Annotated in this window: 25 protein-coding genes; 17 read left to right on the plus strand and 8 right to left on the minus strand. The window is 72.8% G+C overall.

All coding sequences use genetic code 11. The features are described 5' to 3' along the window. The first annotated feature begins 200 nt into the window (after positions 1-200). Complete coding sequence (locus ACFHW0_RS08290; protein WP_416606602.1) at positions 201-410, plus strand: hypothetical protein; 210 nt, start codon at positions 201-203, stop codon at positions 408-410. A gap of 189 nt (positions 411-599) precedes the next feature. Here ACFHW0_RS08290 and ACFHW0_RS08295 read toward each other — a convergent pair whose 3' ends face one another. From ACFHW0_RS08295 to ACFHW0_RS08305, 3 genes are all read right to left on the minus strand, one after another. Further along, a complete protein-coding gene (locus ACFHW0_RS08295) occupies positions 600-1,031 on the minus strand; it encodes a hypothetical protein (protein ID WP_121397281.1) in 432 nt (143 codons plus the stop codon). A 178-nt stretch (positions 1,032-1,209) separates the two neighbouring features. After that, positions 1,210-2,415, minus strand: coding sequence for a cation:proton antiporter (locus ACFHW0_RS08300; protein ID WP_416606728.1), 1,206 nt, complete (start codon positions 2,413-2,415; stop codon positions 1,210-1,212). 7 nt (positions 2,416-2,422) lie between these two features. Beyond that, positions 2,423-2,923 carry a cation:proton antiporter regulatory subunit gene (locus ACFHW0_RS08305; protein WP_101413558.1) on the minus strand — a complete coding sequence of 167 codons (501 nt, stop codon included), beginning with the start codon at positions 2,921-2,923 and terminating at the stop codon, positions 2,423-2,425. A gap of 247 nt (positions 2,924-3,170) precedes the next feature. On the opposite strand from ACFHW0_RS08305, the gene clpB reads away from it, so the two are divergent. The 13 genes from clpB to ACFHW0_RS08370 all read left to right on the plus strand — a co-directional run bounded on the left by clpB (position 3,171) and on the right by ACFHW0_RS08370 (position 14,575). Further along, entirely contained in the window at positions 3,171-5,762 is a 2,592-nt protein-coding gene (gene clpB, locus ACFHW0_RS08310) for an ATP-dependent chaperone ClpB (protein WP_416606605.1), read from the plus strand. A gap of 145 nt (positions 5,763-5,907) precedes the next feature. Continuing rightward, positions 5,908-6,288, plus strand: a complete 381-nt coding sequence (locus ACFHW0_RS08315; protein WP_416606607.1) for a hypothetical protein — start codon at positions 5,908-5,910, stop codon at positions 6,286-6,288. A gap of 218 nt (positions 6,289-6,506) precedes the next feature. After that, positions 6,507-7,133 (plus strand): DUF4178 domain-containing protein, encoded by a 627-nt coding sequence (locus ACFHW0_RS08320; RefSeq protein WP_416606609.1) that lies wholly within the window; start codon positions 6,507-6,509, stop codon positions 7,131-7,133. Next, the gene (locus tag ACFHW0_RS08325) at positions 7,133-7,639 is read left to right on the plus strand and encodes a DUF2617 family protein (RefSeq protein WP_416606610.1); all 507 of its coding nucleotides are present in this window, start codon (positions 7,133-7,135) and stop codon (positions 7,637-7,639) included. Before ACFHW0_RS08320 ends, ACFHW0_RS08325 begins: the two co-directional genes overlap by 1 nt. Further along, positions 7,636-8,061: a DUF4247 domain-containing protein gene (locus tag ACFHW0_RS08330; RefSeq protein ID WP_101413563.1), complete on the plus strand. Its 426-nt coding sequence runs from the start codon at positions 7,636-7,638 to the stop codon at positions 8,059-8,061. Before ACFHW0_RS08325 ends, ACFHW0_RS08330 begins: the two co-directional genes overlap by 4 nt. Positions 8,062-8,094: 33 nt before the next feature. Continuing rightward, positions 8,095-8,517, plus strand: coding sequence for a DUF350 domain-containing protein (locus ACFHW0_RS08335; protein ID WP_357869936.1), 423 nt, complete (start codon positions 8,095-8,097; stop codon positions 8,515-8,517). Between the two features lie 89 nt (positions 8,518-8,606). Next, positions 8,607-9,317, plus strand: coding sequence for a hypothetical protein (locus ACFHW0_RS08340; protein WP_416606730.1), 711 nt, complete (start codon positions 8,607-8,609; stop codon positions 9,315-9,317). Next, the gene (locus ACFHW0_RS08345) at positions 9,314-10,882 is read left to right on the plus strand and encodes a polyamine aminopropyltransferase (RefSeq protein ID WP_416606611.1); all 1,569 of its coding nucleotides are present in this window, start codon (positions 9,314-9,316) and stop codon (positions 10,880-10,882) included. The genes ACFHW0_RS08340 and ACFHW0_RS08345 overlap by 4 nt, the downstream gene beginning before the upstream one ends. Positions 10,883-11,023: 141 nt before the next feature. Further along, a complete protein-coding gene (locus ACFHW0_RS08350) occupies positions 11,024-11,869 on the plus strand; it encodes a hypothetical protein (protein ID WP_416606613.1) in 846 nt (281 codons plus the stop codon). A 72-nt stretch (positions 11,870-11,941) separates the two neighbouring features. After that, positions 11,942-12,613: a hypothetical protein gene (locus tag ACFHW0_RS08355; protein ID WP_416606615.1), complete on the plus strand. Its 672-nt coding sequence runs from the start codon at positions 11,942-11,944 to the stop codon at positions 12,611-12,613. Positions 12,614-12,621: 8 nt separating this feature from the next. Continuing rightward, positions 12,622-13,431 (plus strand): SDR family NAD(P)-dependent oxidoreductase, encoded by an 810-nt coding sequence (locus ACFHW0_RS08360; RefSeq protein WP_416606617.1) that lies wholly within the window; start codon positions 12,622-12,624, stop codon positions 13,429-13,431. A 169-nt stretch (positions 13,432-13,600) separates the two neighbouring features. Continuing rightward, positions 13,601-14,140 (plus strand): orotate phosphoribosyltransferase, encoded by a 540-nt coding sequence (locus ACFHW0_RS08365; protein ID WP_121397268.1) that lies wholly within the window; start codon positions 13,601-13,603, stop codon positions 14,138-14,140. A gap of 57 nt (positions 14,141-14,197) precedes the next feature. Then, on the plus strand, positions 14,198-14,575 hold the full coding sequence (locus ACFHW0_RS08370; RefSeq protein ID WP_007073957.1) for an ArsR/SmtB family transcription factor: 378 nt from the start codon (positions 14,198-14,200) through the stop codon (positions 14,573-14,575). Positions 14,576-14,647: 72 nt separating this feature from the next. Here ACFHW0_RS08370 and ACFHW0_RS08375 read toward each other — a convergent pair whose 3' ends face one another. The 4 genes from ACFHW0_RS08375 to ACFHW0_RS08390 form a co-directional block, all read right to left on the minus strand. Beyond that, positions 14,648-15,637, minus strand: a complete 990-nt coding sequence (locus tag ACFHW0_RS08375; protein ID WP_416606620.1) for a DUF368 domain-containing protein — start codon at positions 15,635-15,637, stop codon at positions 14,648-14,650. 122 nt (positions 15,638-15,759) lie between these two features. Then, entirely contained in the window at positions 15,760-18,285 is a 2,526-nt protein-coding gene (locus ACFHW0_RS08380) for a polynucleotide kinase-phosphatase (RefSeq protein WP_416606622.1), read from the minus strand. After that, positions 18,282-19,760, minus strand: coding sequence for a 3' terminal RNA ribose 2'-O-methyltransferase Hen1 (locus tag ACFHW0_RS08385; protein WP_416606624.1), 1,479 nt, complete (start codon positions 19,758-19,760; stop codon positions 18,282-18,284). Before ACFHW0_RS08385 ends, ACFHW0_RS08380 begins: the two co-directional genes overlap by 4 nt. 228 nt (positions 19,761-19,988) lie before the next feature. Further along, positions 19,989-21,551: an LPXTG cell wall anchor domain-containing protein gene (locus tag ACFHW0_RS08390; RefSeq protein ID WP_416606626.1), complete on the minus strand. Its 1,563-nt coding sequence runs from the start codon at positions 21,549-21,551 to the stop codon at positions 19,989-19,991. Between the two features lie 195 nt (positions 21,552-21,746). On the opposite strand from ACFHW0_RS08390, the gene ACFHW0_RS08395 reads away from it, so the two are divergent. Further along, a complete protein-coding gene (locus ACFHW0_RS08395) occupies positions 21,747-21,884 on the plus strand; it encodes a hypothetical protein (RefSeq protein ID WP_416606627.1) in 138 nt (45 codons plus the stop codon). A gap of 54 nt (positions 21,885-21,938) precedes the next feature. Here ACFHW0_RS08395 and ACFHW0_RS08400 read toward each other — a convergent pair whose 3' ends face one another. After that, positions 21,939-22,151 (minus strand): hypothetical protein, encoded by a 213-nt coding sequence (locus ACFHW0_RS08400; protein ID WP_416606628.1) that lies wholly within the window; start codon positions 22,149-22,151, stop codon positions 21,939-21,941. A gap of 128 nt (positions 22,152-22,279) precedes the next feature. On the opposite strand from ACFHW0_RS08400, the gene ACFHW0_RS08405 reads away from it, so the two are divergent. Beyond that, entirely contained in the window at positions 22,280-22,663 is a 384-nt protein-coding gene (locus ACFHW0_RS08405; protein WP_416606630.1) for a phage holin family protein, read from the plus strand. A 150-nt stretch (positions 22,664-22,813) separates the two neighbouring features. Beyond that, on the plus strand, positions 22,814-23,839 hold the full coding sequence (gene fbaA, locus ACFHW0_RS08410; RefSeq protein ID WP_121397259.1) for a class II fructose-bisphosphate aldolase: 1,026 nt from the start codon (positions 22,814-22,816) through the stop codon (positions 23,837-23,839). Positions 23,840-23,862: the final 23 nt, after the last annotated feature.

Consider the following 23,862-nt stretch of genomic DNA (forward strand, 5'->3'; position numbering starts at 1 on the left):
CGTCGCGTCCGACGTCGCGCCGAACACCGCGCGACCGGGCACCACCGGTGGAACACCACGGGTGTCACCACCCCCGAATGACACCTGTGGTGTTCCACCCGTGCGCGGTTGCCGGTTTGCCGGCGGGGGAGGCGCCGGATCCGCTAATCTGCGAATCAGGTCCAACCCGCTTAATCCGGACTCCAATGGCAGGGGGAGCCATGACGGAAGCCGCGAGGAAGGTTGCCCAGCAGGCGGAGGAACGGCTCGACGAGGTGGCGAAGAACGTCCGGGAGAGGTTCGACCGGGTCACCGAGGGCCGCTTCACCGACAAGGTCAAGAACGGCGCGTTCGCCGACCGGGCCGACCACGGCACCGACCAGGGACGCGACGAGGCGAGACGCCGCGAGCAGGGCGGACCGGAGCACTGACGATCCGCCGACGTGCGGGCCGGGACCCACGGGGGGTCCCGGCCCGCACGTCGTTCGGGCGTGCGGGCCGGGACGCTCGTGGTTCCGTGCGGGGGTCCCGGCCTGTTCGCCGTTCGGGCGTGCGGGCCGGGAGGCTCGTGGTCTCGTGCGGGGCCCGGCCCGTTCGTCGTAGAAGAGGGTCTGCTTCGCTCAGGCGATGCGGCGGTTCTCGCGGACCAGGCCGCCCTCGCACCAGTCCCGGTAGACGAAGAGTTCCGGGCGGGCCAGCAGCGCCCGGCTGTTGTACGCCCAGGTGCGCATCAGGTCGTCGCCGTCGCGTTCGGCCTGCTCCACGAGCTTGCGGAAGCGCCGCTTCGGGTGGGCGCGGAAGTTCGTCCGGATGCCGTCGGCGGCGTAGATGTAGAGGCAGTGCAGCGCGAACCGGCGCGCCGGGCAGGCCGGGTCCATCGCCAGGCCGAAGAGCACCGCCACCAGCCGGTCGCCGGAGACCAGCAGGTCCCAGTCCGGCGGCATCGAGGTCAGCGGTACGGAGTCCGGCTGGTAGGCCCACGCCCGCAACTCGGCGGGGGTCGGGTCGACGGGGTTGGCGAAGCCGTGGAACGTCGACTCCTGCACGCTCACCGGCCAACCTTCCGCTCTGAGCCCGCGAGGGCGTCGGCCACCCACGGGCTCTGGCTGCTGGGGCGAAACGGTAACCCGGAGCGCTGGTCGGCGGTAGACCCCGTGGGGAGCAATTCGACATCCGTTGGCCGAGGGCCGACCCGACCGTACGGTCGATCCGCCCCCCGGCCAACGTCGATCATTCCGCCACGGGTGCCGGCTGGGCCCGCTGTGCGGCGCCGCGCTGTCGCAGCCAGCGCTTGAACCACGCGAAGTCGGGCAGCCGTGCCAGCATCGGCCCGGTCACCACGGTGATCAGCACGTACGCCGTCGCGAGCGCCGCCAGTTTCGGCTCGACGCTGCCGGCTGCCACGGCGAGGCCCGCGATGACGATGGAGAACTCACCCCGTGGTACGAGGGCCAGACCGGCACGCCATCGACCGGGCTCGGCGATGCCGACCCGGCGGGCGGCCAGGTAGCCGGTGAGGGTCTTGGTCGCCATGGTGACGATGGCCAGCGCGAGCGCGGGCAGCAGCACCGGCGGGATGTCCCGGGGGTCGGTGACCAGCCCGAAGAAGACGAAGAAGACCGCCGCGAAGAGGTCCCGCAGCGGCGTGAGCAGTTCCGTGGCGTGGTGTGCCACCGGCCCGGAGAGGGCGATGCCGACCAGGAACGCCCCGACCGCCGCCGACACCTGGAGCTTCGCCGCGATGCCGGCCACCAGCAGGGTCATCCCGAGTACGCCGAGCAGCAGCGCTTCCGGGTCCTTCGCCGACATCGCGGTGGAGATCAGGTTGCCGTAGCGGATGGCGACCACCAGCACCAGGAGCACGGTGCCGACCGCGATGCCGAGCGCGATCCCGCCGCCGAGCAGGCCGGTGCCGGCGAGCACGGCCGTGAGCAGGGGCAGGTACAACGCCATGGCCAGGTCCTCGATCACCAGGACCGAGAGGACCACCGGCGTCTCCCGGTTACCGAGGCGACCCAGGTCGGCGAGCACCTTGGCGATGACACCCGAGGAGGAGACCCAGGTGATGCCGGCCAGCACCAGGGCGGCGACCCAGTCCCAGCCGAGCAGCAGCGCGAACGCCGCCCCCGGCAGCGCGTTGAGCAGCCCGTCGATCAGCCCGGCGGGGGCCGCGGCGCGCAGGTTGCCGACGAGCTCGTTGGCCGAGTATTCCAGGCCGAGCATCACCAGCAGCAGGATCACGCCGATCTCGGCGCCGACCGCGAAGAACTCCTCGCTGGCGGCGAGAGGGAGCAGGCCGCCGTGCCCGAAGGCGAGCCCGGCGAGCAGGTAGAGGGGGATGGGCGAGAGGCCGATCCGGCGGCTCAGCCGACCGAGCAGGCCGAGCAGGAACAGCAGCGCGCCGACTTCGACGAGCAGGGTTGTCGTGTGGTGCATCCGCGCCTCAGCCGTCCGGGTCACTGTCGGCGAGGATGGCTGTCACTCCGTCGAGGCCCCTGCGGGTCCCGACGACGACCACCACGTCACCGGCGGCGAAGCGGAAGGACGGGTCCGGCGAGGCGATCACCTCGCCGTGGCGCAGCACCGCGACGATCGAGGCGCTCGTGCGGGAACGTGCCTGCGTGTCGCCGAGCTTGCGGTTGACGTACTTCGACCCGGCCGGGATGGCGATCTGCTCGGTGAGCAGCCCGGCGGCCTGGTCGCGCAGCCCGGAGAGTTGACCCAGCATCAGGGACGCGCCGAGGATGTCGGCGAGCGCCTCCGCCTCGTCGTCGGTCAGCGGTATGTCGTGCTGACATGAGTCGGGATCGTCCGGGTCGTACAGGACGAGGTCACGGCGGCCATTGCGGTGGGAGACGACGCCGAGGCGGCGGCCGGATTCCGTCAGCAGATCGTGACGGACCCCGATACCAGGCAGGGCGGTCTGTTCGACACGTACGCGCACGCGGTCAGGCTACTCCCCGCCGTCACCTGCGGATCCTGTCAGGACGTCGCCTGCCGCTGAGTGATCTGTCAGTGCTCCTCCGCCACCGTCGTGAACGACCCGGCGCGACAGGGGCCGGACGCCGGGACCGGAAAGGCCCGGCCGCTGCCACGGAATGTGTGAGCCAGCTCACGTGGTCAGGGTTGAGCGGAATAGGCTCAACTCTGGTTGTGTCCTTTCCAGTGGACACGCCGATCCGGGGGAGCCCATGAACACGGAACGTCTCACCACCAAGAGCCGCGAGGCCATCACCGGTGCCGTCGCGCTGGCGAACCAGCGCGGCCACGCCACCGTGGAGCCCTGGCACCTGCTGCTGTCACTGCTGGACACCGACGGTTCGACCGCCGCCGGCCTGCTGCGCGCCGTCGGGGCCGATCCCGGCGAGCTGCGCCGGGTCGCCCAGCGCTCGGTCGACGGCCTGCCCGCCGCGCGGGGTTCCAGCATCGCCGAGCCGACCCTGGCCCGGGAGTTCGTCAACGCCATCGGGGCCGCCGAGCAGATCGCCCGGCCGCTCGGCGACGAGTACACCTCCACCGAGCACCTGCTCGCCGGCCTGGCCCGGGTGGGCGGCGCGGTGTCGAACGCGCTGAAGTCGGCCGGTGTCACCGAGGAGACCCTCGTCGCCGCCTTCCCGTCGGTGCGCGGCGGGGACCGGCGGGTCACCAGCGCCGACCCCGAGCAGACCTACCAGGCCCTGGCCAAGTACGGCGTGGACCTGACCGCCAGCGCCCGCGACGGCAAGATCGACCCGGTCATCGGCCGGGACTCGGAGATCCGCCGGGTGATCCAGGTGCTGTCGCGGCGGACCAAGAACAACCCGGTGCTCATCGGTGAGCCGGGTGTCGGCAAGACCGCCATCGTGGAGGGCCTGGCCCAGCGGATCGTCGCGGGCGACGTACCCGAGTCGCTACGGAACAAGAAGCTCGTCTCGCTCGACCTCGGCGCGATGGTGGCCGGCGCCTCCTACCGGGGCCAGTTCGAGGAGCGGCTCAAGTCCGTCCTGGAGGAGATCAAGAACTCCGACGGTCAGGTCATCACCTTCCTCGACGAGCTGCACACCGTCGTCGGCGCCGGCAAGGGCGAGGGCTCGATGGACGCCGGCAACATGCTCAAGCCGATGCTGGCCCGCGGCGAGCTGCGGATGGTCGGCGCGACCACGCTGGACGAGTACCGCGAGCACATCGAGAAGGACCCGGCCCTGGAGCGCCGCTTCCAGCCGGTGCTGGTCGGCGAGCCGACCATCGAGGACACCATCGGCATCCTGCGCGGCCTGAAGGAGCGCTACGAGGTGCACCACGGCGTACGGATCACCGATGCCGCCCTGGTCGCCGCCGCCTCCCTGTCGGACCGCTACATCACCGACCGGTTCCTGCCAGACAAGGCGATCGACCTGGTCGACGAGTCCGCGTCCCGGCTGCGGATGGAGATCGACTCCCGGCCCGTCGAGGTGGACGAGATCGAGCGGGCGGTGCGCCGGCTGGAGATCGAGGAGATGGCGCTGGCCAAGGAGCCGGACGCCGCCTCCGCCGAGCGGCTGGAGCGGCTGCGCAAGGAGCTGGCCGACAAGCGCGAGCAGCTCACCGTCCTGTCGGAGCGCTGGCAGCTGGAGAAGAGTCACATCACCAAGCTCTCCACCGCCAAGGAGGAGTTGGAGCGGCTCGGCGGCGAGGCCGAACGGGCCGAGCGCGACGGCGAGCTGGAGCGGGCCGCCGAGCTGCGTTACGGCCGGATCCCCGCCCTCAAGGCCGAGCTGAAGCAGGCCGAGGAGGAACTGGCCCGGCTCCAGGCCGAGGGCGCGATGCTCAAGGAGGAGGTCGGCGCCGACGACATCGCCGCCGTGGTCGCCTCCTGGACCGGCATCCCCGCCGGCCGGCTGCTGGAGGGCGAGACCGCCAAGCTGCTGCGGATGGAGGAGTCGCTCGGCGCCCGCGTGGTCGGTCAGGCCGAGGCGGTCGGCTCGGTCTCCGACGCGGTCCGCCGCGCCCGGGCCGGGGTCGCCGACCCCGACCGCCCCACCGGCAGCTTCCTCTTCCTCGGCCCGACCGGCGTCGGCAAGACCGAGCTGGCCAAGGCGCTCGCCGAGTTCCTCTTCGACGACGAGCGGGCCATGGTCCGCATCGACATGAGCGAGTACGGCGAGAAGCACTCCGTCGCGCGGCTGGTCGGCGCCCCGCCCGGCTACGTCGGCTACGAGGAGGGCGGCCAGCTCACCGAGGCGGTGCGCCGCCGGCCGTACTCGGTGATCCTGCTGGACGAGGTCGAGAAGGCCCACCCGGACGTCTTCGACATCCTGCTCCAGGTGCTCGACGACGGCCGGCTCACCGACGGGCAGGGCCGCACGGTGGACTTCCGCAACGCCATCCTGATCCTCACCTCCAACCTGGGCTCGTCGGTGATCGGCGACCTGACGCTGGCCGAGGAGCAGCGCCGGGAGGGCGTCCTGGCGGTGGTCCGCTCGCACTTCAAGCCGGAGTTCCTCAACCGCCTCGACGACATCGTGGTCTTCGCCGCGCTGCGCGGGGACGACCTGCGGGCGATCGTCGACATCCAGCTCAACCGGATGCGCAAGCGTCTCGCCGACCGCCGCCTCGGCCTGAGGATCACCGAGCCGGCCCGGGTCTGGCTCGCCGAGCACGGCTACGACCCGATCTACGGCGCCCGCCCGCTGCGCCGCCTGGTCCAGACGGCGATCGGCGACCAGCTCGCCAAGGCGCTCCTGTCGGGGCGGATCCGCGACGGCGACACGGTCGAGGTCGACCTGGCGGACACCAGGGACGCCCTGACGGTCTCGGCGGCCTGACCCGCTCCACCTCGCCCCGGCCGGCGCCGCCGGCCGGGGCGAGCCTGTGACGATCAAGAGGTTGCGTCCCGGCAGCGCTTCGTGGACGACGCGAATCTCTTGATCGACAGGGTGGGCGGGGCGCGACGGGGGAAGGAACAGGGGCATGTTCGGGATCGGCAAGAAACGGGACCGGGAGATCGAGGCGGCCCTCGACGAGCTGCGGCAGGCCGACACGGTGGCGTTCGGCGGGGTGGGGATCGCCGGGACGGTGCTGCCGGTGACCGAGGCGTACCGGCGGGTGGAGGCGGCGCTCGCCGACGACCCCGAGGGCGTACGCGAACAGCTCGACCGGCTGCTCGCCAAGGGCACCCCGGCCGGGCGCGTCTACGCCGCCACGCTGCTGGAACGCGTCGATCCGTCGGCCGCGTGGGCCGCCTGGACGGCGCTGGGCGGCGACCCGGCCGAGTTCGGCACCTTCACCGGCTGCGTCATGGGCCGCACCACCCTGCGCGAGTACGTCGCCGAGCACCTTCCCCGAGGCTGACCCCCGGCCTTCGGGAACAGCCCCGGGGCCTACCCGCCGCCCGGGAACAGCTCGCCGGGAGCACGCCGCGAAGGGGCCGGGAGCACGCCCGGAACGGTCCCGGGAGCCCACCGGCGGAGCACGCCGAGTGACCGTTCCCTCACTCAGGCGACAGCATGTTTCCCCAGGTGCGCGGGGTTGTTACCGTCCTCGCCGACGTACCTGGGGAGGTGGTCGGGATGAGCGGGACGATCGCATACGTGCTGGCGGCGATGGGCTGTCTGGTCGGGGTGGGCGGCTTGGTCGTGGCCGCGGTGGCCTGGAACCGGACGCGTTCCCGCCCGCAACAACGGGCCAAGGGGCCGGGCGACCCGCTGCGGGACCGCGACGCCGACGCGCTGCGCGGCGACCCGCGCCGGCTGAAGCCCGGCGACATCGTCGAGATCCGGGGCGTGTCGTACGCGGTGCGCGGCTCGATCCGCCTGGTCGAGGGCGGCTGGAGCTGGGCCGAGCACCTGCTCGACGACGCCGGCGGCGTGCGGCGCTGGCTCTCCGTCGAGGAGGACCCGGAGCTGGAGCTGGTGCTCTGGGGGGCCGAGCAGGGCGCCACCGTCACCCCGGGCGCGCCGACGATCGACTTCGCCGGCCGCCGCTACAACTGGAACGAGTCCGGCCAGGCCCGCTTCACCGCCGTCGGCAACACCGGGCTAGACCCGACCGGCACCATGCGGTACCACGACTACCAGGCGCCCGGCGGCGCCCGGCTCTCCTTCGAGGCGTACGGGGAGGCGGGCTGGGAGGTGGCGCTCGGTGAGCTGCTGCACCGCGGCGACGTCATGATCTACCCGCAGTCCGAGGTGGGCTGATGCTCGTCACCCTCGACGCCCCGTACGTCGACACCAGCGCCGCCGACCTCAGCCTGGCGCTCGACGACGTCGAGCGGCCCGCGCTGCACGTGCTCGACCTCGACCTGCCCGGCGGCGTCCGGCTGCGGCTGCGGCTGCTCGGCGCCTCGCACCAGGTGGTCCTGCACGCGCCCGGCGCCACGCTGACCGAGACGGTCGCCTGCCTGCCCGGCCGCCCGCCCGAGCTGCCGCCGGCGGTACGCGACGAGGCGAGCGGCTACCACTTCACGGCGACCGTGCTGCGGCCCGCCGGCACGGGGCTGAGCGCGCAGGTCGCCACCCTCCGCGCCGACCTGGCCGACGACCCGTACGCGCTGGTGGGCGTGTTCCCCGGCGACGCCGACGCGGTGACCGCGCTGGCGGTCCGCCCCGACCCGCCGGCCGGCACCCTCGCCTGGCGCACCTGGCACGCGTATCCCCAGACCAACGAGCTGGTCCTGACCGAGACGGTGGTGGCACTGCGATGACGTACCGACGCTGGTTCGTGGTGGGGGTGGCGTTCGCCGTCATCGGCGCTCTGGTCGCCGCCTTCGCCATCTTCTACGGCAGCTTCTCGCCGCGCGGCTACGTCGAGGACAAGTACAGGCGGGCGGCGAGCCACGACATCGGCCGCAACGCCGTCGCCTACACCTCGCCCCGCTCGCCGAGTCAGGTGGCGAAGGAGGTCACCGACGCATGGCAGCCCGCCGACCAGTACGTCGACGGCAGCGGCGTCTACCTGCGCTACGACGACGACTCGGTGGTGATCCTGCCGATCGCCGCCGGCTCGGTGATCCTGCTGGAGCGCATGAGCACCGCCTACCCCCGCTACCACTCCACGGTCGGCTCCCACTGGGGCTGGGGCCGTGGCAGCACCGTCCGGGGCGGCGGCCCCGGCAGCGGCAAGTGACGCACCGACCCCCCCCTCACCCTGGAGCCTCCTGTGCAGACCCTCGTCACCGATCTGCTGGTCACCCTCGCCTACGGGGCCGTCGGTGTCCTGCTGATGGGCATCGGCTACGTCCTGGTGGACCTCGCCACCCCCGGCCGGCTCAACCAGCTGATCTGGACCGAGCGCAACCGCAACGCGGCGCTGCTGCTCGCCTCCAACCTGGCCGGCGTCGGCATCATCGTGGTCGCCGCGATCGCCGCCAGCGACGACGACTTCGCGCTCGGCATCGTCGGCGCGTCCGCGTACGGGATCCTCGGCCTGGTGATCATGGCGGCGGCCTTCGTGCTGCTCGACGTCGCCACGCCGGGCAAGCTCGGCGAGATCCTGGTCGACCAGCAGCCGCACCCGGCGGTCTGGGTCTCCGCCGTCGTGCACCTCGCCACCGGCGCGATCATCGCCGCCGCGATCAGTTGATGGCGACGGCGAAGAAGCCCGGCGGGCAGCAGGCCGCGGTCGCGAACGCGAACACGGGCACCTGGATCGTCTGGGTGGTCATCGGTGTGATGGTCCTGTGCTGCGTGGGCATCGGCGTCGTCAACCGCAGCGGGGGCGGGGACGACGTGCTGCCGCCGACCTCGCAGGAGCGCGGCGACACCGTGCCGATCCTCCAGCGCTCCAGCGCCAGCCAGGGCATCTGCTACGGCTGGGTGCTCCAGGACTTCTACAGGTACACCGACCTCAGCGTCGGGTCGAACCTCGGCGACGGGATCGCGGTCGAGGAGAACGCCGCCTGCCCGCGCTGGGTGCAGGTGGTCGCCCGGGTCGCCTACACGTCGGAGAGCAGCGAGAGCAACGACTTCGCCCGTGTCACGGTGGAGGCCTCCGACGACGTCTCCGCCACCGCCCGCCTGCGGATGCAGAGCGGGCTGGAACGGCTCGGGCTGACCGAGGACGCCTTCGTCGACGAGCCCGGCTGGGCCGTCACCCGCGCCGCCGTCTCGCTGCCGTTGCTCGCCGCCGAGGCGGGGGTGGTGGAGCCGGCGCCGACCCCGGCGGCCGCGACGGCCGACGCACCACCGCTGCCGGACGCCGGTAGCGACCTCTGGCGGGACCGCTGGGGCTACCTGCTCGCCGCGGTCGGCCTGCTGCTGTTCACCGCGCTGCTCTTCGCCGCCGGCTTCTGGCAGCGCGGCCGCCAGCGCCGCAAGGAGGCCGGACGGCAGGGGCGGACGAGGGACGTCCGGGCCGCCGGGCGTACGCCGGAGGGCCGGTGACCGTCGACGCGCCGGCACCCGCGCGGTGGCGGCTGTCCCGCGCGGCGGTGCTCGTCGCGGTCTTCGTCTGCGCCGCCTGCGGCCTGGTCTACGAGCTGGCCCTGGTCGCCCTGGGCAGCTACCTGATCGGGGACACGGTCGGGCAGGCGTCGATCGTGCTCGGCGTGATGGTGTTCGCGATGGGCGTCGGCGCGCTCGCCGCCAAGCCGTTGCAGCCCCGGGCCGCCGCCGCGTTCGCCGCGATCGAGCTGGCCCTGGCCCTGCTCGGCGGCCTCTCCGTGCTCGGCCTCTACGCGGCCTTCGCGTGGCTGGACCTCTACGGCCCGGCGCTGATCGGCACCGCCTTCGTGCTCGGGCTGCTGATCGGCGCGGAGATCCCGCTGCTGATGGTGCTGCTGCAACGCATCCGGGAGCAGGCCGCCGGCAGCGCGGTGGCGGACCTGTTCGCCGCCGACTACGTCGGCGCGCTGCTCGGCGGGCTGGCCTTCCCGTTCCTGCTGCTGCCGGTCTTCGGCCAGCTCAAGGGGGCGCTGGTGGTCGGCGCGGTGAACGCCGTCGCCGGGCTCGCGCTGGTCTGCACGGTCTTCCGGCGGGAGCTGAGCCGCCGGGCCCGCGTCGCGCTCGGCGCCGGCAGCGTCGTGGTCTTCGTCAGCCTCGGGTACGCGTGGGTGACCGCGCACGACTTCGAGCTGACCGCCCGCCAGCAGCTCTACCGGGACCCGGTGGTGCACGCCGAGCGCAGCCGGTACCAGGAGATCGTGCTCACCCGCTCGGTCGCCGAGACCGGCCGCGCCGGCACCGACCTGCGGCTCTTCCTCAACGGCGACCTCCAGTTCAGCTCGGTCGACGAGTACCGCTACCACGAGGCGCTGGTGCATCCGGTGCTGAACGGCCCGCGTGGCGAGGTGCTGGTACTGGGCGCCGGGGACGGCCTCGCCGTACGCGAGCTGCTGCGCTATCCGGACGTCCGGCGGATCACGGTGGTGGACCTGGACCCGGCGGTGGTGGCGCTGGCCCGCAGCGAGCCGCAGCTGCGCCGGCTCAACGGCGGGGCGCTCGACGACCCCCGGGTGCGGGTGGTGCACGCCGACGCGTTCGCCTGGCTGCGTACCGCCGCCGACCGGTTCGACGCGGTCGTGGCCGACCTGCCCGACCCGGACGAGACGGCCACCGCCAAGCTCTACACCGTCGAGTTCTACGCGCTGGTGCGGACGGTGCTCGCCGAGGGCGGCCGGCTGGTGGTGCAGTCCGGCTCGCCGTACTTCGCGCCCCGGTCGTACTGGTCCATCGAGGCGTCGCTGCGCGAGGCGGGCTTCGCCACCACGCCGTACCACGTGGACGTGCCGTCCTTCGGCGACTGGGGTTTCCTGCTGGCCGCCCCCGGCCCGACCGCGCCCGCCCTGGCCCTGCCGCCGGGCGCGCCCGGGCTGCGCTTCCTCGACGCGGCGACCCTGACCGCCGCCGGCAACTTCCCGGCCGACCGCCGCCGGGTGGACGTGCCGGCCTCCACCCTGCTCCAGCCCCGCGTGCTGGAGTACGCCCGCGCGGAGTGGCGCGGCTACTGAGGCGCCGCGGCAGCCACAGCCCGCTGGTGAACAGGCCCCGCGGCCCGTGATCGCCGCCGTCCCGGCGGGTCAACGCCCGTCTGACGTGCCGGAGTGGCCCGACCTGGATACGGTGTGACCGCGATCTAGGGAAGGAGAATCATGGTCGATTCCCACAACACGCCGGCCCGCACCCGGCCGGGTGTGGTGACCATATCCACGTATCTGCTGTGGCTGTTCGCGCTCACCCAGCTGATCGGCCTCATCATCACGCTCTCCACCGTCGGCACCATCTCGGAGGTGCTCGACGACGCGTACCGGGGCACCGACGCCAACGGCACGCAGAACCTGGCCGACATCACCACGATGATCACCATCGGTGGCGCGGTCTTCGTGCTCCTGCTCGCGGTCGTGCTGGCCGTGCTCGGGGTGTTCAACAACCGGGGCAGCAACGGGTCGCGGATCACCACCTGGGTGCTCGGCGGCATCATGGTCTGCTGCACGGGCGGCGGGTTGGTCAGCGGAGTGGGCGGCGGCATGGGCACCGGTCAGACGACCGGCGACGGGCCGAGCCCGGAGGAGATCCAGCGCCGCCTCGACGAGGCGCTGCCCGGTTGGTTCACCCCGGTCACCACGCTGCTCAGCGTGATCGGGCTGCTCGCGCTGCTCGCCGCGCTGATCCTGCTGGCGCTGCCGAAGGCCAACGAGTTCTTCCGCAAGCCGAAGCAGGGCTGGGAGCCTCCGGTCCCGGGTGCGGCCTACCCGCAGTCCGGCGGCCAGCCCGGCTACCCGCAGTCCGGCCAGCCCGGCTACCCGCCCACGCCGGGGTACCCGCCGACGCCGGGCCAGCCGCAGGCGTCCGACCAGCCGGGCTACCCGCCGGCCCCGGGCGACCAGCCGCCGTCCGCGCCGTACGGCGGGGGCCAGCCGGGCCAGCCGGGGTCGAACCCGGGTGGCGATCAGCCCGGGTCGGACCGTCCCGGGCCGAACCCGCCGCCGGTGAGTTGACCGGTCGATAACAGCGACGCCGACGGTCCCTCCGAGTAGGTTGCAACCCGACGCCTACCGGAGGGACTCGTCGTGTCGCACCCCGATCGGGCACCGGCCCGCCGCCCGGCCGTGGTCACGGCGGCCGTGGCGCTGCTGGCGCTGATGGCGGTCGCCGCCCTCGCGTACGCCGCCGCCGGTGTGGCGACGCGGGGCGGCACCGTCGACCGGTTCCGCGCCGCCGCCGGAGGCACCTCGGCGGGCCCGGACCAGATCGACCGGACGGTCACCCTGCTGGACGTGTCCACCGTGCTGACGGCGGCGGTGAGCCTGCTCGCGGGGCTGCTCCTCGCCGGTCTCGCCCTCGGCCTACGGGCCGGCCGGGACGGCGCCCGCACCGCGACCTGGGTGGTCTCGGGGCTGGGGCTGATCGCCGGGTGCTGCGGGCTCGCGTTGCTGGTCGGCCAGCGTGCCGCCCCGCTGGGGTCCGGGGAGGACGACCGGGCGACGGCGGAGCTCCTCGGCCTCCTCGCCGACGCCTACCCGTCCTGGTGGATTCCGCTGGGCGCGGGGCTTTCCGTCGGCCAGGTGCTCGGTTACCTTGTGGTAGCCGTGCTGCTGGCACTGCCGGCGGCGAGCGCCTGGTTCCGCCGGCGGCCCGCGCCGTCCGCCCCGCACCATCCTCCGGCGTCGCCCGCGCCACCCGCCCAGCCCTCGCACCAGCCGCCCGGGGCGCCGCCCGCGCCCCCGTACCCGCCGAGGTAGGACCGCCCGTGACGCTCGACCAGTCGGCCAGCGAGCGGCGGGCCCTGATCACCGGAGCGACCGCCGGCATCGGTGCCGCCTTCGCCCGCCGGCTGGCCGCCGACGGCTGGCACCTGGTGCTGGTGGCCCGGGACGCGAGCCGGCTGGCCGCGACGGCCGCCGAGCTGACCGGGCGGCACGGCCGGGAGGTCGAGACGATCCCGGCCGATCTGTCCACCGACGACGGTTGCGCGACGGTCGAGGGGCGGCTGGCCGAGGGGGCGCCGATCGAGTTGCTGGTCAACAACGCCGGGATCAGCCTGAACACCCCGTTCCTGCGGTCGTCCGTCGAGGACGAGGCGCGGCTGCTGCGGCTCAACGTGCACGCCGTGATGCGGCTGACCCTCGCGGCCCTGCGTCCGATGACCGAGCGGCGCCGTGGGGCAGTGATAAATGTCTCTTCGGTGGCGGGCTTCGGCCCGGTCATGCCGGGTTCGACATACTCCGCCAGCAAGGCGTGGGTCACCAACTTCAGCGAGTCCGTCGGCCAGTCCGCCCGGCCCTTCGACGTACGCGTGATGGCGCTCTGCCCCGGCTACACACGTACGGAGTTCCACGAGCGCGCCGGCATCAACATGTCGAAGACGCCGGAGTGGATGTGGCTGCGGGCCGACGACGTGGTCGACGAAGCCCTGCGTGACCTGCGGAAAGGCAAGCTGGTCAGCGTTCCCGCGTGGAAGTACAAGCTCGCCGTGGCGGGACTGCGGCACGCGCCCCGGCGGCTGCTGGAAGCCGTGTCCCGGGACACCCGGGGCCGGACCGGCCGCGACGGCGGCTGAGCGACGGGTCGGGGCCGGCTCGCCCCGTCGATTTTCGTCGGTCGTCCGATATGCCCGGCTGAACGGTCGCTCAGCGTAGCCGGGCACCGCCACCCGCTCGTCGTCCCCAGGGCTGATCCCGGTGGACCCCGCACACGACTCCCAGACTTGAGCAGTACCCTCTATCGGCATGGGGGACCACGACGACCTGCGTAAATTCATCACTGACCTGGCGGTGGTCCACGGCCGGGTGGTGCTCTCCTCAGGCCGCGAGGCCGACTGGTACGTCGATCTACGTCGCGTCACGCTCCATCACCAGGCCGCTCCGTTGGTGGGGCGCGTGATGCGTGACCTGACGGCCGACTGGGAGTACGACGCGGTGGGCGGGCTGACCCTGGGCGCCGACCCGGTGGCGCTGTCGATGGTGCACGCCGCGTCCGGAACCGATCGCCCGGTGGACGCGTTCGTGGTCCGCAAGGCGGGCAAGACGCACGGGCTGCAGCGCCGGATCGAAGGGCCGGACGTGGCCGGCCGGCGGGTGCTGGCGGTGGAGGACACCTCCACCACCGGGGGAAGTGTGTTGACGGCGGTCGAGGCCCTTCGCGAGGTCGGGGCCGAGATCGTGGGTGTGGCGGTTATTGTTGATCGAGGCGCCGGCGACGCGGTGCGAGCCGCCGGATTGCCGTATCGAGCGGCCTATACGTTGGCTGACCTCGGCCTTGTGGCGTAAAAGTCTGCCGATTCGGATCCGCCGATATGCAGGCGGATCGATGCTGCTGGTGGAAGGATGGAATACGTGGGAACTGCGTTGGCTGAAATGACTATGCCTCAGATCTCGCCGCTTGCCGGCGAGCCGATCGAACGTGCCGATGCCGAGCGTCTCGCGGGGGTCCTCAAGGCCCTCGCCGACCCCGCTCGACTTCGGCTGCTCAGCCTGATCCAGTCGGCGCCCGAGGGCGAGGCGTGCGTGTGCGACCTGACCGCGCCCCTCGGCCTCTCGCAGCCGACGGTCAGTCACCACCTGCGTATCCTCACCGAGGCCGGCTTGCTGGAGCGGGAGAAGCGCGGTGTCTGGGCGTACTACCGGCTGGTGCCGACGGCGATCGCCACGATCGCCGATCTGCTGACCCCGCCGCGCAAGCGCGCCACCAAGAAGGCGCGCTGACCCGTCCGATCCGATCCGCTCGGTGGCCGCCCTCAAGGTAGCCACCGAGCGGGTGGGCCGCGACGGTACGGATCAGCGGACGTGCCGGCTCTCGTACGTCTCCTCGGTGAGATCCCTCGCCGCGCGCCGCAGCCGGCGACGCTCGGCGATGATCATTGCGCTGACCAGCGCCACGCCGAGCAGGAATAGCGCGAGTATCGACACGAGATTGTCGCCGGGGGCGTGCATCGACCGGTCCTCCGACTGCCACGGCCACAGGGCCCGGAGGCTGCCGACGATGATCCCGGCCATCACCGCCAACGTCATGCGACGGTGCTTCTCCAGCAACCACTGAAGCAGCTTCACGAACAGCGCGAGGCCGATCACCATCCCGGCGGCGAAGATGGCCAGGTAGCCGAAGTCACGGTCGTTGACCGCATTGATCGTCGGCTCGTAGAGGCCGACGGTCAGCAGCAGGAACGAACCGGAAACGCCGGGCAGCACCAACGCGCAGACCGCGACCGCCGCCGCCACCAGCACGATCAGCGGATGCGTGTCGACCGTCGCCTGAGGGAGACCGGTCAGCACGAAGGCGGCCACGGCGCTGACCACCAGTGCGCCGACCTCTGCGCCCCGCCATGGCTTGCCCACCATCGAGATCGGTACCAGCACCGAGGCGAGCACGAGACCGAGGAACAGCCCACGGGTCTGCTCCGGATGGTCGTGCAGCAGCGGCTCCAGCAGCTTCGCCGCGATCAGCAGACCGGGCACCATGCCCAGCAGAAGCGGGATCACCACCTCCCAGTGGACCTGGCGGAACTGGCGCGAGGCCCGCGTCCACCCCCTCCCACGAGGGAGGTCCGAGGCTACGAAGCGAACCGCGTTCACCAGGTGGCCGGCGGAGGCGATGACCCGCTCGTACACCCCGGTGACCAGCGCGATTGTGCCACCGCTGACTCCCGGAACGGCCTCAGCCACCCCGATGGCCGCCCCACGGAAGACGTGGCCAATGCGTTCGCCCCATGCCATTGCGAGAATCCGTTCGTCATCCACTCGAACCGCTGCCTGTGTGGCGCTCGCCACGGCCACACAGGCTACCGGTGCCGAGCCTGGGCGCAGCGCACCACGTCGCGCGAACGGCCGGCGATGCCGGCGGACCGTCAGAGTCGGGGCGACGGCTCGGATTCACAGGCCAGGAACGCGAGTCACAGCCGGGGGTCGACCGGCTCGGATTCGCAGGCCAGGATGGCGAAGACCAGCTCGTGCCGGCGCCACAGCGGGGCGCCGGCGACCAGCGCGTCCAGCGCCGCCAGCCCCAGCCCGTGCTCGCGCAGCGCCAGCCCCCGCTTGCGCCCCAGCGACCGGCGGCGCAGCGCGGCGAGCTGCTCCGGCTCGTCGTACCCCGGACCGTAGATGATCCGCAGGTACTCCCGCCCCCGGCACTTGATGCCCGGCTGGAGCAGCGAACCCCGGTCGCTGCGGGCGGCCGGGCCGGCGTACGGCTTCACCACCATGCCCTCGCCCGCCGCCGCCGTCAGCGCCAGCCACCACTCGGTGGCCGCCGCCTCGGCGGCCGGATCGGCCAGGTCGACGACCTGGCGACGGGTCGGCGTGAAGAACTCCGGGTCGGCGGCGCAGAGCCGGTCGGCCAGCCCGAGGTGCCAGCCGTGGTCCCGGTCGGCGTAGCTGGCCTTCGCGCCGGCCAGCACCGCGAACGGGGCCAGGGTCACCCCGCGCAGCCCGTCGGTCGGCCCCACGTACGCGCGGTAGGCGTCCGAGTAGGCCAGGATCTCGTCGCGGCGGCGGGCCATCCGGTCGCGCAGCCCGTCGACGGGCAGGCCCCGACCGGCCGCCGCCTCCAGCGCGGCCAGCGCCGCCGGCAGGGCCGCCCGGCCGGCGGCGCCGACACCGGCGTACTGCTCGCGGATCAGGCCGCCCGCCTTCGCCGACCAGGGCAGCAGCTCGCAGTCGAGCAGCAGCCAGTCGCTCCCCAGCTCGTCCCAGAGCCCCGCCCCGCCGACCGCCGCGCGCACCCGGTCGAGCAGCTCCGTGTCGAGCGGCGCGCCGAAGAACGGCCGGCCGGTGCGGGTGTGCACCACCCCGCCGCCCGGACCGAAGGGCCCGCCGTCGGGCTCCCGGCAGACCAGCACCACCGCCCGCGAACCCATGTGCTTCTCCTCGCAGACCACCCGGTCCACGCCCGCCGCGCGGTAGTCGGCGAACGCCTGCGCCGGGTGCTCCAGGAAGCCGCCCGCCGTGGCCGTCGAGCAGGGCGCCATCGTCGGCGGGAGCCAGGCGAGCCAGCGCGGGTCGACCGCGAAGCGGCTCATCACCTCCAGCGCGGCGGCCGCGTTCTCCGCCGGCACCGTCAGCGACCCGTACGCGTGCTCGACGTGCCGCCGGCCGGTCACGTCGGTCAGCTCCAGCACCTGGTCGGGCCGGGCCGGGGCGGCGGTCAGCGGGCGCACCGGGGCGTACCACTCCCGCTCCGCCGGCACCGAGACCAGCTCCTTCTCCGGGTAGCGCAGCGCGGTGAGCCGGCCACCGAAGACGCAGCCGGTGTCGACGCAGATGGTGTTGTTCACCCACTCCGGCACGGCGGCCGGCGTGTGCCCGTAGACCACCATCGCCGAACCCCGGTACTCCCGCGCCCACGGGTAGCGCACCGGCATCCCGTACTCGTCGGTCTCTCCGGTGGTCTCGCCGTACAGCGCGAACGAGCGCACCCGGCCCGAGGCGCGGCCCTGGTAGGCCTCCTTCAGCCCGGCGTGCGCGACCACCAGCCGGCCGCCGTCGAGCACGAAGTGGCTGACCAGGCCGTCGATGAAGCCCGCCACCTCGGCCACGAAGGCGTCCGGCTCCGCCGCCAGCTGCTCCATGGTCTCGGCCAGCCCGTGGGTGAGCCGCACCTCGCGGCCGCGCAGCCGGCGCAGCAGCTTCTGCTCGTGGTTGCCGGGCACGCAGATCGCGTGCCCGGCGGCGACCATGCCCATCACCAGGCGGAGCACGCCGGGGGAGTCCGGGCCGCGGTCCACCAGGTCACCGACGAAGACGGCGGTACGCCCCGACGGGTGCGTCGCGTCCACCGGCCGGCCCCGCTCGTCGCGGCGCAGTTCCCAGCCGAGCCGGACGAGCAGCGCCTCCAACTCGGCGCGGCAGCCGTGCACGTCGCCGACGATGTCGAACGGCCCGGTCAGCTCCCGCCGGTCGTTGAAGAGCTTCTCGTAGCGGATCTCGGCGGCGTCGATCTCCTCGACGCCCCGCAGCACGTGCACCTTGCGGAAGCCCTCCCGGGCCAGCAGCTTGTACGACCGGCGCAGGTCGCGCTGCATCCGGGCGAGCACCTGCCGGCCGAAGGTGCGGTCGGCGCGGCCCTCGGTGCGTTCCCACGCCAGCGCCTCGGGCACGTCCAGCACGACGGCCACCGGCAGCACGTCGTGCTCGCGGGCCACCCGCACCAGGGCGGCCCGGGCGTGCGGCTGGAGATTCGTCGCGTCGACCACCGTGAGCCGGCCCCGGCGCAGCCGCGTGGCGGCGACGTGGTGCAGCGCGTCGAAGGCGTCGGCGGACGCGGACTGGTCGTTCTCGTCGTCGGCGACCATCGCCCGGAACATGTCGGAGGAGAGCACCTGGCTGGGCGCGAAGTGCCGGCGGGCGAAGGTGGACTTGCCGGAGCCGGAGACGCCGACGAGTGCGACCAGGGCCAGCTCGGGAATGTCGAGGGTGGTCACGGGTTCTCCTTCCGGGTCAGCACGACGAGCTGGGTGGGGGCGCCGACCTCGGGATCGTCGTCGCCGACCCCGCTGATCGCGGCGGTGTAGCCGTACGTGGTGGACACCCGGTCGACCCAGGCGGCGAACTCCGCGCGGGTCCACTCGAAGCGGTGGTCGGCGTGCCGGAACCGCCCGGCGGGCAGCCCCTCGTAGCGGACGTTGTACTCGGCGTTCGGCGTGGTCACCACGACGGTGGCCGGCCGGGCGTGCCCGAGCACGGCGTCCTCCAGCGCCGGCAGCCGGGGCGGGTCGACGTGCTCGATCACCTCCATCAGCACCGCCGCGTCGTACCCGCGCAGCCGGTCGTCCCGGTAGGTCAGCGCGGACTGCCGGAGCCGGATCCGGTCCCGCTGCCGCTCGGGCAGCCGGTCCAGCCGCAGCCGCCGGGCGGCCAGGGCCAGCGCGTGCGTGGACACGTCGGTGCCGACGATCTCGGTGAACCGATGGTCGCCGACCAGCGCCGCGAGCAGGGCACCGCCGCCGCAGCCGAGATCCAGCACCCGGCTCGCGCCCGCCCCGGCCAGCGCGCCGAGCACCGCCTCCCGCCGGCGTGCGGCCAGTGACGCCCGGCGGGCCGTGGCCTGTCCGCCCTCGCCGGTCGCCCCGTCCGTGGTCGTGCCGTCCCCGGTCGCCTCGTCCGCGGTCGTACCGTCGGCGGCCGGCTCGTCGGTCGGGCGTCGCTCGGCCAGGCGGGCGAGGGCCAGCCCGGCCAGCGCCCGCCGGTGCGCCAGGTAGCGGCGGGTGATCATGTCACGCTCCGGGTGGCCGGCCAGCCAGCCCTCACCGGCCCGGAGCAGCTTGTCGACCTCGTCCGGGGCGACCCAGTAGTGCTTGGCGTCGTCCAGCACCGGCAGCAGGACGTAGAGGTGGTTGAGCGCGTCGGCGACGCGCAGCGTGCCGGTCAGCGTCAGGTCGACGTACCGGCTGTCGCCCCACTCCGGGTGCCGCTCGTCGAGCGGGATCGGGGCGGCGGTCACCGCCCAGCCGAGGGGGCCGAACATCCGGACCGCCACGTCCGCGCCGCCTCGGCAGCGCAGCACCGGCACCCGCACCTCCAGCGGGATCGGCGTACGGGCCAGCTCGGGGCGCTCGCGGGACTCGCCGCGCAGGGCCGAGCGGTACACCTTGGACAGCGCGGAGGAGAGCAGGCTGGACGCCGCGTAGGGCCGGTCGTTGACGTACCGGCCGAGGGTGAAGCTGTCGGGGGTCGGGGCCTGCTGCCGGCCGCGACCCTTGCCCCGCACGCCGGCCAGCCGCAGCGGGTCGACGTCGAGCAGCAGGGCGGCGGTGCAACGCTGCTCGCCCGCCTCCGGGTAGAACACGTGCGCGGTGCCGACCGGCACGTCGAAGGAGTGTGCGCGGTCGGGGTGCTTGACCAGCAGGTGCCCGAGGTCGGTGGCCGGCCGGTGCGTGGTGGTCAGGGTGAGCAGCACGCGCCCATGGTCTCAGCCTCTTCGATCTTGCGTCGTCCCGTTTTCGGTGCTCGTCGGGTGGGGCTCCCCCGGAAACCCTTCGTGGGCCGGGTTCGTCCGGTGGCTCGGGGCATGGGGTGGGGGCGCGTGCTGTCGGGGTGGGGGCCCGGGGGGTGGGTGTCTGGGATGGTGTGGATGTGGCGGTGCCCCGCCGACCTGGGTCGACGGGGCACCGGTGGTGCGGGTGCATCAGGCGACGAAGCGGGTCCTGCGGCGCTTGGTCACCACGTAGCCGCCGACGCCGGCGACGAGCAGCAGCCCGCCGATGCCGGCGATCAGGCCGGTGGACTCGCCGGTGATCGGCAGGGTGCCGCCGTCACCGTCACCGTCACCGTCGCCGCCGCCCTGGCCGCCGGTCGCGTTGACCAGGAGCTTGGCGGTGTCGTTGGCGGGCTTCAGGTCGGCGTAGAAGCCCCCGTCGCACTGGCACGGGATGTTGATGTCGACGGTGCCCGTCGCGTCGGCGACGACCTTGTCGATCCGGAGCCCGAACTCGAAGGTCTCCGCATCGCCGGCCTTGAGGAACGGCTGGGCGTAGCAGAAGTAGGTGCGGGCGCCCGGCTCGCCCGGCTCGCCCCGATCGTCGCCCTTCACGGGCATGCACTCGTCGGGGGCGTCGACCACCGTGGTGCCCTCGGGAACCGCGACCTCCATGTAGGTCACGGAGGACCAGCCGCGCTGGTAGTCGAGGGTGGCGGGACCGTTGTTGCGGAAGCCGACCGTCGCGGTGACCCGCTCGCCCGCCTTCCCCTTCACCGAGTCGCCGACGGCGCCGAGGTCGGTGCCGTTCTTGCCGGTGACGGTGACCTCCATGCCCGACCAGTTGTTCTCCGGGTTGATGTCGACCTGGGACGAGCGGGCCCGGACGTTCGGGGCCGAGAGGCTCAGGGCCGCACCGTCGCCGGGCTCACCCACCGAGTAGCCGTTGTCGGTGAGGTACTTGCTGAAGTCCTCGAACTCGGCGACGGTCATCCAGTTGTAGTAGCCGTAATCCCTGCCCGGAGCGTAGGTGTCCTCGCCCAGCTGGTACGCCAACGAACCCGAGTGGACGGCCCCCGGGGCCACCTCGTCCGAGAACCGGCAGGTGCGGAGGTAGCCGTCCTCGTAGGTGCAGTTGCTGTGCCGCTTGTCGGCGCGGATGGAGTAGTCGTTGTCGAAGACGGCGACGGCACCCTTGGCGGTGGTCTGACCGGCGTTGCCGAGCACGATCGGAGCGGTGAACCGGCCGCCGGGCGCCGCCGAGACCTCCACCTCGTTACCGCCGGCGAGGTCGACGCCCTCACCGATGCGGATCTGCGACGTGTGGCTCACCGGCGCCAGGCCCTTGGCGCTCACCGTGACCTTCAGCTTGCCGGCGTCACCGTCCTTCGCCTCCGCCGTGGGCACCACGGCCACGTTGAAGTAGCCGGAGCCCCAGTCGTCCAGGTCGTGCTCGAAGGGGTCCGTGCACACCAGGACGCCCGCCTCCGGCGAGCTGCACTCGGACTCGAACTCCGACTTGATCTGCACCTTGCCCGCGAAGTCGCGGTAGTCGAACCGGGCCGTCAGACCGAACACGGTGACGGGCTCGGAGGCGGACAGGATGGGCGACTCGAACTTGCCGTCGGATCCGGCCGCGACGGTCAGGTCGCTGAAGTAGACGCCGAGCTCGACGTCGGTGTCCTCGGCGGAGGCGGGGGAGGCGGAGGCGGCGACGAGCGCGCCTGCGACGCCCAGCCCGGCCAGCCAGCGCCGAGTGGAGTGCTTGAGCATGTGGGGGGTTCCTCCCGTGGGAATGCCAGGAGTGGCCAGCGGATCTTAAGGACTCCTTAAGAACCGCCGCTGCCCGGTCGGCCTCCTACGGGCAAACATCGACCGAACGGCTGACCAGGATCGCCGCAACGTTCCGGCCGCCCGCATCCGTCAGCAGAGGCAGGAGTCCGACTCGCCCGAGCGTTACGTCCGCCGATGCTGACCAACCAGTACGTCGGCTGGCGGCTGTCACCGGACCCGGAGGAGGCCCCGGCGTTCCTCGCGGCGTTGCGGGAGGACCGGTTGGCGCAGTGGGCGGCGCGGGATCCGGAGCGGGTCACCCGCACCCGCTGACGCGCGGGCCGGACGCCACCGGGGTCGTCCGGCGCCGTCCGGCCCGCGTACGGCTCAGCGGTAGTCCTCCTCGTCGGCGGCGACCACCCGCGCCTGCTCCATCGCGTCCCAGTCGTCGACCTCCAGGCCACGGCGCGGCTCGGTGTCGGCGTCGCCGGGGTCGATCGCGGCGGCCTGCTCGACCGCGTCGGCCGGCTCCGCCTCCATGTCGCGTTCCTCGGGGCTGAGGTGGTCGCTGGGTGCGAAGTCCTCTTCGGGCTGACCCATATCAGTCCCTCCCGGGATCTCAGCGGACAGTTCCCCACACACCGTACGGGTTGCGCCCGCCCGCCGCTCGGAAGCCGAGTCGACCGAATCGCCCCACCGGCCGCCGGCCCCGGTGCCAGGATGGGACGGTGGGCTTCCTGATCCGGCTGGCGATCACCGCCGTCGCGCTGTGGATCACCACGCTGATCGTGCCCGGCGTGGAGGTGAGCGGCCGCTCCGGCACCACCACCGCGCTCACACTCATCGTCGCGGCCCTGATCTTCGGCGTGGTGAACGCGGTGCTCAAGCCGCTGATCAGGGTGTTCGGCTGCGTGTTCTACCTGCTCACCCTCGGCCTGTTCGCGCTGGTGGTCAACGCCCTGCTGTTCCTCCTGACCGACCGGATCGCCCGGGCGCTGGACCTGCCGTTCCACGTGGACGGTTTCTGGGCCGCGTTCTGGGGCGCCATCGTGATGGCCGTGACGACCTGGCTGATCAGCGTCGTCGTGCCCGACAGGTGGGAGGGGCGGTGAGGCGGTGCCAGGAACCGGGCGCGTACCGGGTCGGTTGTGCCGGCCCCGGCCTTCTACGGGATACTGCCGACGGTGGACAGCGCGGTCCGGCGCACCCAGGGACAACAGCGGCCGGTGACGGCCGAGAGCGGTAAGTAAGGAGCGTTCGACATGCCCATCGCTTCCCCCGAGACCTACGCGGAGATGCTGGACCGCGCCAAGGCCGGCCGGTACGCGTACCCCGCGATCAACGTGACGTCCTCGCAGACCCTGAACGCGGCGCTCAAGGGCTTCGCCGACGCGGAGAGCGACGGCATCATCCAGGTCTCGACCGGTGGCGCGGAGTACCTCTCCGGCTCCTCCGTGAAGGACATGGTCACCGGCGCGGTGGCGTTCGCCGCGTACGCGCACGAGGTCGCCAAGAAGTACCCGGTCAACATCGCCCTGCACACCGACCACTGCCCGCAGGAGAAGCTGGACAAGTTCGTCCGGCCGCTCATGCAGATCTCCAAGGAGCGGGTGGCCGCCGGCCAGGAGCCGCTGTTCCAGTCGCACATGTGGGACGGCTCGGCCGTGCCCGTGGCGGAGAACCTGGAGATCGCGGCCGAGCTGCTCGACCGGGCCGCCGAGGCCAAGATCGTCCTTGAGATCGAGGTCGGCGTGGTCGGCGGCGAGGAGGACGGCGTCGAGAACGCCATCAACGACAAGCTCTACACCACCGTCGAGGACGGCCTGGCCATGGTCGAGGCGCTCGGCCTGGGCGAGAAGGGCCGCTACATGGCGGCGCTGACCTTCGGCAACGTGCACGGCGTCTACAAGCCGGGCAACGTCAAGCTCCGCCCCGAGATCCTCAACCAGATCCAGGAGGCGGTCGGCGCCAAGTACGGCAAGGAGAAGCCGCTCAGCCTGGTCTTCCACGGCGGTTCCGGCTCGCTGCTGTCGGAGATCCGCGAGGCGCTCGACTACGGCGTGGTGAAGATGAACATCGACACCGACACCCAGTACACCTTCACCCGGCCGGTCGCGGACCACATGTTCCGCAACTACGACGGCGTGCTCAAGGTGGACGGCGAGGTCGGCAGCAAGAAGCTGTACGACCCGCGGGTCTGGGGCAAGGCCGCCGAGGCCGGCATGGCCGCCCGCGTGGCGGAGGCCTGCGAGCACCTGCGCTCGACCGGCACCACCCTGGCCAAGTGACACGCTGACGCGTACCGCCGACG

It is taken from the genome of Micromonospora sp. LOL_025, assembly GCF_048060285.1.
Taxonomy (GTDB): domain Bacteria; phylum Actinomycetota; class Actinomycetes; order Mycobacteriales; family Micromonosporaceae; genus Micromonospora.